This is a genomic window from Streptomyces sp. NBC_00872, from assembly GCF_045161915.1.
Taxonomy (GTDB): domain Bacteria; phylum Actinomycetota; class Actinomycetes; order Streptomycetales; family Streptomycetaceae; genus Streptomyces.
This window is the reverse complement of record NZ_CP108806.1, coordinates 7,049,846-7,062,225: the sequence shown is the minus strand read 5'-3', so window position 1 is coordinate 7,062,225 and position 12,380 is coordinate 7,049,846. Positions and strand designations below refer to the sequence as shown.

The window sequence follows — 12,380 nt, the reverse complement described above, 5'->3', positions numbered from 1 at the left end:
AAGCCTCTCATCAAGGCATGGCGCACACGTTTCACGGCTCGGCGAATCGGTGAAAAGGTTACGTTCGAGGCGAGTTGACCGGGGGTTCGGAGCCGTCCGGGCACACGTCCGGCCGGACCCCGTCGATCAAGGTCCGGCCGCTGGCGTGATGTTGACGTCACAGATTGACGCATCAGCCCAGAAGCGCGCTCAATTCGGCGTGATCCAGCCCATGGGCCTCGGCGACCTCACGGTAGAACACCTGGCCCTCGTGGGTGTTGAGCCCCTTGGCGAGGGCGGGATCCCGGCGCAGCGCCTCGGTCCAGCCGCGGTTCGCCAGCTCCACGATGTACGGCAGCGTGGCGTTGGTCAGCGCGTATGTCGAGGTGTTGGGTACGGCGCCCGGCATGTTGGCGACGCAGTAGAAGACCGACCCGTGGACCGGGAAGGTCGGCTCGGCGTGTGTCGTGGGGTGTGAATCCTCGAAGCAGCCGCCCTGATCAATCGCAATGTCGACAAGTACACTTCCGGGCCTCATCTTGGCGACCAGCTCATTGGTGACGAGCTTCGGCGCCTTCGCCCCGGGGATGAGTACGGCCCCTATGACAAGGTCCGCCTCGACGACCGCGCGCTCCAGTTCGAAGGCGTTGGAGACAATGGTCTGCACCTGGGTGCCGAAGATCCGGTCGGCCTCGCGCAGCTTGCTGATGTCACGGTCGAGCAGGGTCACATGGAAGCCCATGCCGACGGCGATCTGGGTGGCGTTCCAGCCGGAGACACCGCCGCCGATGACGACGGCCCGGCCCGCCGCCGTACCCGGCACCCCGCCCGGCAGGACACCGCGGCCGCCGGCCGAGCGCATCAGGTGGTACGCGCCGACCTGCGGCGCGAGCCGGCCCGCGACCTCGGACATCGGGGCGAGCAGCGGCAGCGCCCGGCCCGCGGTCTCGACCGTCTCGTACGCGATGGCCGTGGTGCCCGAGTCCAGCAGCGCGTCGGTGCAGGCGCGGGACGCGGCGAGATGGAGATAGGTGAAGAGCGTCTGGCCCTTGCGGAGCCGGTGGTACTCCTCCGCGATCGGCTCCTTGACCTTCAGCAGCAGGTCGGCGGCGGCCCAGACCTCGTCCGCGGTGGCCAGGATCCGCGCGCCGGCCGCGCCGAACTCCTCGTCCGTGATCGAGGAACCGGCGCCGGCGTTCCGCTCGATGACGACCTCATGGCCCTGGCGCACCAGCTCGTGCACACCGGCGGGGGTGATGGCCACCCGGAACTCGTTGTTCTTGACCTCGCGGGGGATACCGACCAACACGGCAGATCACGGTCCTTGGCTCAGGGGATTGCGGGGGCAATGCCAGGGGGACCGGGGCGCGGAAGAGCGCACCGGGGCACACCGCGTGCGATGCGGCAGAGCCAGTCTAATGAAGGATTTCCCACTGTCCAGCCTTGCAAAGCTTTATTCCCCGGCCAAAGCGCTGCGGATTTCGTAGGTGTTTCCTTCCGTTTCCAGCAGCCGATCGGCTGTCGCGCGATGCAGCCTCGCCGCCGCCGGGTCACCGAGCCGGTCCAGCGTGTCCGCCACCCGGAGCTGGAGCGCGGCCTGGAGCCTGACGTCTCCGGCCAGCCGGGCCCACTCCACCGCCTCCTGACAGGTCTCCAGCGATTCCTGCGGCCGTCCCGCGTACTCCTGGACCCGGGCCGCCTCGCTCAACGCGCGTGCCTGGGCCGGGAGATCGCGCAGCCTGCGGTGGACGGCCACGGCGGCCCGCCAGCTCCGCAGCGCCTCCCCGTAGTGGCCCGCGTAGGTGTGGACGGTGCCGAGCCGGCCGTACAGCCTGGCCTCGTCGGCGCGTTCGCCCCGGCTGAGCCGCTGGGCGAGTGCCCTTCCGTACCAGTCGGCGGCCCGCTGCCAGTCCTGGAGGTCCTGGTACGCGCCGCCTACGGATTCCATCGCGCGGCCGGTCGCGTAGAGATCGTTCGCGGCCCGTCCGGCGTCCAGCGCGGCACGGTAGCGGGCGAGCGCGTCCTGGGTACGGCCGGTCCTGGCGTCCAGATCGCCGATGTTCAGCAGCGCGGCGGCCTGCTCGCGGTGCAGATCGCGCCGCTCCGCGATATCGAGGACGAGCTGATGGAGCCCGTACAGCTCGGGCGCGGCGGCCTCGGTGCCACGGTGCGCGGCCAGCGCGCGGACCAGCGCGGCGATCAGCCGGCGGGCCAGGGTGTCCAGTTCCCCGTCGGTGACCGCGAGCCGGGCGGAGGCCAGCAGGGCGGGCTGCCGCGAGTCCAGCCACTCGGCCGCGGCGGCGACGGTCGGATAGCGCAGCGAGCGGGGCAGCGTGGCCAGCCGTTTACGGGCCGGGGAGCCGTCGGGCTCGGTGATGGCCCGGCAGGACTGGAGCAGCCGTACGGTCCGCTCCAGCATCCGCGCCCGCGCGAGCTGCACCTCGGACTCCCGGTCGTGCCTCTCCAGGAGGTCGCGCAGCAGCGGGAGGAGACAGCCGGGCACCAGGTACTGGCCGGCGGTGTCGGCGGACTGCCCGTCCGCGGCCGGACCGCCGCCCCGGCGCAGCAGCCCGAGTGCGGTGAAGTCGGCGAGCGCGGTCCTGGCGGCCGAGACCGAGCAGCCGGCCAGCGCGGACGCGGTGTGCGCGTCCAGGACCCCCGCGGGGGCGAGGGCGAACAGCCGCAGGACCCGCGCGGCGGACGACGGCAGCGTCTCGTACACGAGCCGGAAGGCGCGGGCGAGCGGGCGGTCGCCGACCGGCCGCTCGGGGTCGTGCGGAAGGGCGCGCAGCCGCTTGGTCGCGTCGGCGACGGAGGCGGTGGGGCGGGCGGCGAGCCAGCCGCCGATGAGGACGAGTGCGGCGGGCTGGCCGCCGCACTCCTCGGCGAGCGACTCCGCGGCCTGCGGATCGACGGTGATCCGGACGGCACCGGTGAACCGCGCGAGCAGTTCGATGGCGGCCTTCGCGTCCATTCCGCCGAGCGTGCAGGGGCGGACGTCGGGGATTCCGGTGAGCGGGCCCTGCGCCACGGCGACGACCAGGCAGTCGGGGTTGTCGGGCACGAGCGGGTCGACCTGCCCGGCGTCGGCCGCGTCGTCGAGGAACAGCAGCACGCGCCGTACGGCCAGCGCCTCCCGCACCATCTCGGACAGCTCGTCCTCCCCGGCGCCGGGCGGGGTGGTGATGGCGAACGCGCCGAGGATCTCGCGGGCCGTGCGCTCGGTGGGTACGGCCTCGCCGCCGGGTTCGGTCAGCCGGGTCCTGACGACCCCGTCGGGATAGCCGTCCCGCAACTGCCCGGCCAGTTCCTCGGCGAGCGCGGTACGGCCCGCCCCGGGCCGTCCGGCGATCAGCAGCACCCGGGCGCGCGGCTCCTTGCGCCCGGAGAGGGTGTTGAGTCCGGCGCGCTCGATGTCCCCGTGCAGGGCCTTCAGTTCCCGCACCCGGCCGAAGAACTCCGTGGGCCGCGCCGCGCTCCGGCCCGGACCCGCCGGGGGCGGGGTTCCGCCGTGGGGTCCCGGTCCCGCCGTACCGCGGCCGGGCCCGGCGACAGCGCCCGTACCGGCGCCGACGGGACGGATCCCGGCGGTGACAGGGGTGTCCTCGTCGTCCTCGGGGTCGTCCTCGGGACCGAGCCCGTCGTAGAGACCGGCGGGGTCCTCGTCCGGGTCGGCCTCGGCGAGGCCCCCGCCGGACGCGCCACGGGCTCGCGGGCCGCCCGGCGCGGTCGCGGTGCCCCGGGTCCCGTCATCGGCGGGAGGGGCCTTGGCCGTGGCGGACGCGGATACGGACCGGGCGGGTGTGGACGGAGCGGGCGCGGACGGAGCGGGTGACCCGGCCGAGGGTGATCCGGCCGCGGGTGGTCCGGCCGGGGCGGTCGATCCGGCCGGGGGGGCCGCCTTCTCGGCCGCCTTCTCCGTCGCCTTGCCGACGGACGCGGAGCCCCGGGCCGGGGAGTCCGTGGAGTCCGGGGCCGTGACCTCGTTCGTGGCGGCGGGCCCGTTCCCGGTGGCGGTCTCGTCCCCGGTGGTCCCGCTGCCGGTGGTCCCGTTCCCGGAAGTTCCGTTGCCGGAGGTGGACACGGCAGCCGTGGCGGGACGGCGTCTCAGAAAGGGGCGACGGCGCCGCGCGTCCGACGGGGTATCACCCTCCGTAACGACGGCGGGAGTGTCACTGGTCGCGTCCTCAGGACTCTCCGGGAGCTTCACCCGGGCTGTACCTTTCGTCTCGGAACCGCCCTTCGGAGCCTTCGCGGCGGCCGGCTTGGACCGGCGGCCACGCCGCTTGCCCGAGGGGCGATCGGATTCATTCACCGCTGCGGCGCCCGGCTGCGCGTCGGTGGAGCCGCCGCTCTTCCCCGTGGCGTCCGTACGGCCGGGGCCGCCCACATCCACCGCCTGATCCGTCACGGGCCACGCTCCCGTCCGCCTGCGCACGAGCCGAGCCCGGCGGATTTCCGCACGGGCGGTTCGAGCGTAGTTCACTCTCTGCGACGGAAGCGGTGGAGCACGGCCGCCCGATCCCCCGATCGGATCAGTCGTATCGTCAGATCGAGCGACCGCGCGAGGAGGAGACCGCGGGAAAAGACCGCGGGACGGACCACGACGGGACGCCCCGCCCGGGATCACGCCCGGCCCGGAACCCGCCGGGCTCAGGATGGATCGCGCCCGGCTCAGGATTCAAACGGACGGGCGGGCCACGGGGCGTCCGCCGGCCGCAGCGCCTCGACACCGTCGCCCGCCAGCACCGCCCCGAGCGCGAGAACGCCCACGACCAGACAGTTGTTGTGCAGCTCTCCCGCGAAGACGCCCCGGGTCAGCTCCCCCAGCGCCACCCGCGCCAGCTCCATGTCCGCCTCCTCGTCGGAGACCTCGAAGCGCTCCCCCTCCGCCTCCGACAGATCGCGGGCGAGAAAGATCCGTACCGCCTCGTCGGAGCCGCCCGCCGTGGTGTAGACGTCCGTCAGCACCCGCCAGTCCTCGGCCTTGACATGCGCCTCCTCGTACAGCTCGCGCTGTGCCGCGTGCAGCGGGTTCTCACCCGGTACGTCGAGCAGGCCGGCCGGGATCTCCCACAGCTTCTGGCGCACGGGGTGCCGGTACTGGCGCAGTACGAGCACCCGGTCCTGGTCGTCCAGCGCGAGGATCGCCACGGAGCCGGGGTGGACCTGGTAGTCGCGGGACACGACCGTGCCGTCCGGCATGACCACATCGTCCGTACGGACACTGGTCTTGTTGCCGCGGAAGGGCGTCCTGGTGGCGGTGATCCGCCACTCCTCGGGGGCGTCCTTGATGGTCATGAAAGCGTCCTCCCACACAGCGCGCGCACGCGGAAACCGGGGCCGGGAATCCTGGAAGACCCCTGTGACCCCGGCTCCCACCGTATCGCCTACGCGCCGGCGGCCACGCGCTCCTGCGACCCGGGACGCCCGCCCCGACGGCGCTCCACCGCGGCCTTCACCAGACCGGCGAAGAGGGGGTGCGGCCTGGTCGGCCGGGACCGCAGCTCCGGGTGCGCCTGGGTGGCGACCAGATAGGGGTGCGTGGCGCGCGGGTACTCCACGTACTCGACCAGCTTGTTGTCGGGCGAGGTGCCCGAGAAGACCAGACCGGCCTTCTTCTCCAGCTCCGCGCGGTAGGTGTTGTTGACCTCGTAGCGATGCCGGTGGCGCTCCTCCACATACGGCTGGTCGTCATAGACCTCGCGCACGATCGAGCCCTCGGCGAGCTTCGCCGGGTAGAGGCCGAGCCGCATCGTGCCGCCCAGATCGCCCGCGCCCTCGACGTAGGCGAGCTGCTCCTCCATGGTGGAGATCACCGGGTGCGCGGTGCCGGAGTCGAACTCCGTGGAGTTGGCGTCGGAGATCCCGGCCACATTGCGCGCGGCCTCGATCACGATGCACTGGAGCCCCAGACAGAGCCCCAGCAGCGGGACCCCGTTCTCCCGGGCGTACTGGATCGCGCCGACCTTGCCGGTGACCCCGCGCTCCCCGAAACCGCCGGGGATCAGGATCCCGTCGACATCGGAGAGCTGCCGCGCCGCGCCCGCCGGAGTCTTGCAGTCGTCCGATGTGACCCACTTCACTTTGACCCGCGCCTTGTTGGCGAATCCGCCCGCGCGCAGCGCCTCGGTCACCGACAGATAGGCGTCGGGCAGATCGATGTACTTGCCGACCAGCGCGACGGTCACCTCGTGGTCGGGGTTGTGGACCCGGTCCAGCAGATCGTCCCAGACCGTCCAGTCCACATCGCGGAACGGCAGATCCAGTTTCCTGACGACATAGGCGTCCAGGCCCTCGGTGTGCAGCACCTTGGGGATGTCGTAGATCGACTTGGCGTCCACGCAGGCCACCACCGCCGCCTCGTCGACATCGCACATCAGCGAGATCTTGCGCTTGATCGGAAGAGGGACGTCGCGGTCGGCGCGGAGCACGATCGCATCCGGCTGGATTCCGATGTTGCGCAGAGCCGCCACCGAGTGCTGCGTGGGCTTGGTCTTCAGCTCCCCCGACGGGCCGATGTACGGCAGCAGGGAGATATGGACGACGAAGACGTTGTCGCGGCCGACCTCATGGCGCACCTGGCGGACGGTCTCCAGGAACGGCAGCGACTCGATGTCGCCGACCGTGCCGCCGACCTCCGTGATGACGACGTCGACATCGTCGGTCGCCATCCGCCGGATGCGGTGCTTGATCTCGTTGGTGATGTGCGGAATGACCTGAACCGTGTCCCCCAGATACTCACCGCGCCGCTCCTTGGCGATGACCTGGGAGTAGATCTGGCCGGTGGTGACATTGGCGGAGCCGTCGAGATCCACATCGAGGAAGCGCTCGTAGTGGCCGATGTCCAGATCGGTCTCGGCGCCGTCGTTGGTGACGAACACCTCACCGTGCTGGAACGGATTCATGGTGCCGGGGTCGACGTTCAGATACGGGTCGAGCTTCTGCATGGTGACCCGCAGACCACGCGCCTTGAGCAGCGCACCCAGACTGGAGGCGGTCAGGCCCTTGCCGAGGGAGGATGCGACGCCCCCGGTGACGAAGATGTGCTTGGTCGTCGAGGATGTCGAGGATCGGTTCGGCATGGCCAAGAGGGGCTCCCGTGGTCGCGGTCTGAGGTGCGTACCGGTGTCCCTGCCTGAGCGGGGAGGGACTTCCGTCGCTGCGGGTTCGGGGCCCCTTCGCGTTGCCTGGGAGTCCACCGGTCCACGGGCTACCAGGGTATCAGCGACGCGACGAGGCCGGTTCCGGCCACGCGCCCCACCCCCTTCACACGTGTCACCCTTTGTCCCCAGAGTCACCCTTGGCCACGATGTTCGTCGGACCGATGTTGCCGGGACCGTGGCGCAGAACTCCCAGGTGCGTCGTATCCTGCTCGGACGTTCGCTGCCGAGTCCGGCCGGCATCGGCACACCCCGCCCGATTTCCCGGAAGATGAGCTCGTCAACGACTCTTGACCGAAGTACGCGCCCCGCGGGGCGGACATGGCCGTTCGACTGGAGATGCACGTGGCCGGGCGCATCGAGGATTACGCACTCATCGGAGATATGCAGACCGCCGCCCTGGTCTGCCGGGACGGCACAGTCGACTGGCTGTGCCTGCCCCGCTTCGATTCGCATGCCGTGTTCGCGGCTCTGCTCGGCACCGATGAGCACGGGTTCTGGCGGCTGGGGCCGGCGCATCCCGCCGGCTCGGCGCCGCCGCGGGCGGCCAGGCGCCGCTACCGCGGAGACTCACTGATCCTGGAATCCGAGTGGGACACCCCGCGCGGCACGGTGCGCGTGACGGACTTCATGCCGCCACGCGACGGTGCTCCGCAGGTCATCCGGATCGTGGAGGGAATCAGCGGCCGGGTGCCCATGCGCTCCGCGCTGCGGATGCGGTTCAGTTACGGACGCGTGGTGCCGTGGGTGCACAAGGTCGACAACCGCACGGTCGCCGTCGCCGGACCCGACTCGGTCTGGCTGGACACCACGGCGGAGACCTACGGCAAGGACCTCACCACCTACTCCGACTTCACCGTGGCGCCGGGCGACCGGATCGCCTTCACGATCAGCTGGCAGCCCTCGCACCGGCAGCCGCCCGCGCTGCCCGACCCCGAGGGCTCGCTGGAGGCGACCTCCGACTTCTGGCGTGAGTGGGTCGAGCACTGTACGTACCACGGGCCCTACCGCGAGGCGGTGGTCCGTTCCCTGATCACGCTCAAGGCCCTGACGTACGCGCCGACGGGCGGGATCGTCGCCGCCCCGACCACCTCGCTGCCGGAGGAGATCGGCGGCGTACGGAACTGGGACTACCGCTACACCTGGCTGCGCGACGCCGCGATCACGCTCTCCTCGCTGCTGCGCACCGGCTACCGCGAGGAGGCCCGCGCCTGGCGCGAGTGGCTGCTGCGCGCCGTCGCCGGCGATCCGGAGAACCTCCAGATCATGTACGGGATCGCGGGTGAACGGGAGCTGGGCGAGGCGGAGCTGGACTGGCTGCCCGGTTATGAGCGCTCGGGCCCGGTCCGGGTCGGCAACGGCGCCGCGCACCAGCTCCAGCTCGATGTCTACGGCGAGGTCACCGAGGCGCTGCATCTGGCGCATATGACGGGCCTGGCCCGTAACGACTACGCGTCGGTTCTCCAGCTCAAGCTGATCCGCTATCTGGAGAAGCACTGGGACCAGCCGGACGAGGGCATCTGGGAGGTGCGCGGGCCGCGCAGGCACTTCGTGCACTCCAAGGTGATGGCCTGGGTCGCGGTCGACCGCACGATCAAGCTGATCGAGTCCGGCGAGGCGGACGGGCCGCTGGAGCGCTGGCGCGAGATGCGGGACGACATCCACCGCGATGTCTGCGAGAAGGGGTACGACAAGGAGCGGAACACCTTCACGCAGTCGTACGGCTCCAAGGAACTGGACGCGTCCCTTCTGCTCATCCCGCAGATGGGCTTCCTCCCGCCGGACGACAAGCGTGTGATCGGCACCATCGAGGCGATCCAGCGCGAGCTGTCCACGGAGGACGGGTTCGTGATGCGCTATCCGACGTCCGGTGAGGAAGAGGGCGTCGACGGGCTGTCGGGCGACGAAGGCGCCTTCCTGGCCTGCTCGTTCTGGCTGGCCGACGATCTCGCGATGATCGGACGGGTGGACGAGGCGCGGAAGCTCTTCGAGAGGCTGCTGGCGCTCAGGAACGATCTCGGGCTGCTGGCGGAGGAGTGGGACCCGCGGCTGCAGCGCCAGGTCGGGAACTTCCCGCAGGCGTTCAGCCATGTGCCGCTGATCGACACGGCACTGCGGCTGACGGCCTCGGGGGCGTACGGAGGCTGACGGCGGTCCGGAGGCCGGGACGGGGGCGCACGCCCCCGTCCCGGCCTCCCGCTTTCGCGCCCCGGCTTTCGCTGCCGCCGGTTTCACGCCTCCACCTCGCGCCCCCGGGGTTCGCGCCTCCGGTTTCGCGCCTCCCGTTTCCCGCTGCTCGCGTTTCCTGTCGGCCGTAACCGCGGGTAGCCTCCGGCTTCATGGACAGTCAGGGCGGAATCACCGTACAGCGGGCGCTTGAGCTGCCGGGGCTGCGCGGTGGTCTCCCCGAGGTCGTCGCCTGCGCGGACCGGCTGGACCGTACGGTCCGCTGGGTCCACGCGGGCGAGGTCCCGAACATCGCCTCACTGCTCAAGGGCGGGGAGCTGCTGCTCACCACCGGACTCGGTCTGGGCACCCGCCCCGCCGACCAGCGCGCCTTTGTACGCAAGCTCGCCGACCGCGGGATCGCGGCGCTGGTGGTGGAGCTGGGGTCGCGCTTCGAGCGGCTGCCGACGGCGCTCGTGGAGACGGCGCGGGCGGCCGGTCTGCCGGTCGTACAGCTCCACCGGGAGGTGCCCTTCGTCTCGGTGACCGAAGAGGTGCACACCGAGATCGTCAACGGCCACTACGCGCTGCTGAGACAGGCCGAGGAGGTCCACCGGCGGTGCACGGAGGCGCTGCTGGACGGGGGCGGGGTGCCGCGGGTGCTCCGTATCCTCGCGGACTTCGCGGGCAACCCGGCCTTCCTGGAGACCGCGGAGGGGCAGCTGCTGTACGCGGCGGCGCCCGGCGCGGGGCCGGCGGCGGCGGACCCCTTGCAGATCTGGGAGGGGCTGCGCGGCCGGCGGGCGGCGCGCGCCGCCGGGCCGCCCGTGGGCACGGTGCTGGTGGATGTGCCGGGCGGCGGCCACGGTACGGGCGCGGTACGGGCCCGTCTGGTGCTGCCCGCCGTCACGGCACCGCCGCTGCCGGTGCACCGTATGGCGGCCGAACGCGCGGCGGGCATCCTGGCGGTCGTACTGATGCAGGCACGCCAGGAGGATGAGCTGGCGGCACGTGGCCGTGGTGATTTTCTGACCGATCTGGCCGAGGGCAGGATCCTCGCCGAGGACGCGCCCGCGCTAGCGGGAGTGCTGGGCTTCAAGCCCGGTGAGGGGCCGCTGCTGCCGGTGGTGATGAGGCTGGGTCCCGAGCCGCTGCCGTCGGGCGACTGGGCGCTGCTGGCGCGGGCGGTGCTGGAGGAGCTGTCGTCGATGGGCGTCCCGGTGCTGCTGGGCGTCCGGCCGGTGGAGGGCCGGGTTCCGCTGCTGCTGGGACTGCGCGCCGAATCGGAACGTACACAGGTGGCCGACCGGGTCGCCTCGGCGCTGCGTACGGGGGTGGCGCGGGCCGGTCTGGAACGCGCGGGCGCGCAGCCGCCGGTGGTGGTCGTCGGGGTCGCGGGCGGCTGGGCGGCGGCGGGCACGGCGCTGCGGCACGCGGCGGAGACCGCGACGGCGGCGCGGGGCCTGCCCGAGTGCTCCTGGTACGACGCGCGCCGCCTGGACATCGACCTGCTGCTGTGGCGCCTGCGGGAACACCCGGACCTGGCCGCCTTCGTGGACCGCGCGATCGGCCCCCTGCGTACCCACGACCGCGCGTCCCGCCCCGCGCTGCTGCCCACGCTGGAGGTCTATCTGGCGCACGCGGGCCGCAAGGCGGAGACGGCCCGCGAACTGCATCTGAACCGCCAGACGCTGTACAACCGCCTGGCCCGCATCGCCGAACTGCTGGGCACGGACCTGGACGACCCCCAGACGGTCCTGGCCCTGAGCCTGGCGCTACGGGCGAGACGCCACACGAAGTAAAAGCCGGGGGGCGCCGCCGGGGTCGGCGGAGGCCTCAGCGGGAACGGGCCGGAGGCTGGGCCAGTTCGTCGTATACGCAGAGCACTTGGGCGATGGTCTCGTCCTCCGTCGGCCAGGTCTCCGCCTGGGCCCGGCCCGCCTCGGCGAGCCACTGCCGGCGGCCGGGGTCACCGAGGAGCCGGACCACCGCGTCGCCGAGGGCCTTCGCGTCCCCGTACGGTACGAGTTCCGCCGCGTCGCCGACCAGTTCGGGGATCCCGCCCACCGCCGTGGCGATCAGCGGCACCCCCAGCCGCAGTGCCTCCTGCGCGAGGACGGAGCGGGCCTCCCAGCGGCTGGGCAGCAGGGCGATATCGGCGGCGGCGAGGAGTTCGGTGATGTCGTCACGGCGGCCGATCAGCCGCACCGGCAGTCCGCCGGTGTCGATACGCCGCTGGAGCCCGCCCCGTTCCCGGCCCTCGCCCGCGATGGCGAGCAGCGGGGCGGGGTCGAGGCAGCTCCATGCCGCGGCCGCGTCGAGCAGCGTGTCGTACCCCTGTTCCGGTCTGAGGCTGCCCACCGCCATCAGCAACGGCCGCTCGACCGCGCCGAGTTCGGCACGGGCCTTGCTCTCGGGACCGCCGGTCCACCGAGGTGCCGCGGGCAGCGCGGCCGGCGCGAGGCGCGCGTCGCGCGCCCCTCTGCTGCGGGCCCGGTCGACCAGATCCGACGAGGTGCCGAGCACAATGGCCGCCGCCCTGACGGCCCTTCGCTCCAGCAGCCGTACGAGATGGCCGCGTGGTCCTTCGGTCCGCGCACGGGTGTGCAGGGTGACCACCAGCGGTATCCGCTGACCGCCGAGCGCGATCGCCGTCCGTACAGCGGCGTGCACCCCATGCGCGTGCACCACGTCCGCTCCGGCGCACGCGGCGCGCAGGGTCGCGACGGAGGCGGGGTCCCCACGCCGGGGTACGGCGACATGGTGCGCCCCCGAGCCGCTGAAGTCATAGGTACGCTCGACATCCGCGGGGGCGCACACCGTGACGCGCACGCCCCGGGCGACCAGCCCCGCCGCCAACGATCGAACGTGCGCGCTGCTGCCCGCACTGCCACCGCCCAGCACCTGGACCGTACGCAGTTGAGTCACGTGGTCAAGGCTCCTGGATCGGGATCGGGGACACCGTCAAGGATGCCAGTCCGGACGTGCGTTCCGGCACGGCGGGGATGTCGTTCTTGTGTCCGGCACCGGGAGCGAGCGATCGGGACCACCCACATGGGTGAACCTCGCCTC

General features: G+C 72.0%; 7 protein-coding genes. 2 read left to right on the top strand and 5 right to left on the bottom strand.

Annotation, left to right across the window (positions count from 1 at the left end):
- Positions 1-172: 172 nt before the first annotated feature.
- The 4 genes from ald to OG214_RS30160 form a co-directional block, all read right to left on the bottom strand.
- On the bottom strand, positions 173-1,288 hold the full coding sequence (gene ald / locus OG214_RS30175) for an alanine dehydrogenase (RefSeq protein WP_363083529.1): 1,116 nt from the start codon (positions 1,286-1,288) through the stop codon (positions 173-175).
- Between the two features lie 144 nt (positions 1,289-1,432).
- The gene (locus OG214_RS30170) at positions 1,433-3,562 is read right to left on the bottom strand and encodes a tetratricopeptide repeat protein (RefSeq protein WP_405987657.1); all 2,130 of its coding nucleotides are present in this window, start codon (positions 3,560-3,562) and stop codon (positions 1,433-1,435) included.
- A 1,091-nt stretch (positions 3,563-4,653) separates the two neighbouring features.
- Positions 4,654-5,280 (bottom strand): NUDIX domain-containing protein, encoded by a 627-nt coding sequence (locus tag OG214_RS30165; RefSeq protein ID WP_383042005.1) that lies wholly within the window; start codon positions 5,278-5,280, stop codon positions 4,654-4,656.
- 89 nt (positions 5,281-5,369) lie between these two features.
- The gene (locus OG214_RS30160; protein WP_363083527.1) at positions 5,370-7,064 is read right to left on the bottom strand and encodes a CTP synthase; all 1,695 of its coding nucleotides are present in this window, start codon (positions 7,062-7,064) and stop codon (positions 5,370-5,372) included.
- Between the two features lie 399 nt (positions 7,065-7,463).
- Between OG214_RS30160 and OG214_RS30155 the strand changes: the two genes are divergently transcribed.
- Positions 7,464-9,290, top strand: a complete 1,827-nt coding sequence (locus tag OG214_RS30155) for a glycoside hydrolase family 15 protein (RefSeq protein WP_363083526.1) — start codon at positions 7,464-7,466, stop codon at positions 9,288-9,290.
- A 191-nt stretch (positions 9,291-9,481) separates the two neighbouring features.
- Complete coding sequence (locus OG214_RS30150; protein WP_405986508.1) at positions 9,482-11,110, top strand: PucR family transcriptional regulator; 1,629 nt, start codon at positions 9,482-9,484, stop codon at positions 11,108-11,110.
- 34 nt (positions 11,111-11,144) lie between these two features.
- Here the strand turns inward: OG214_RS30150 and OG214_RS30145 are convergent, their stop codons facing one another.
- Positions 11,145-12,236 (bottom strand): glycosyltransferase family 4 protein, encoded by a 1,092-nt coding sequence (locus OG214_RS30145; RefSeq protein WP_405986507.1) that lies wholly within the window; start codon positions 12,234-12,236, stop codon positions 11,145-11,147.
- Between the last annotated feature and the right edge of the window lie 144 nt (positions 12,237-12,380).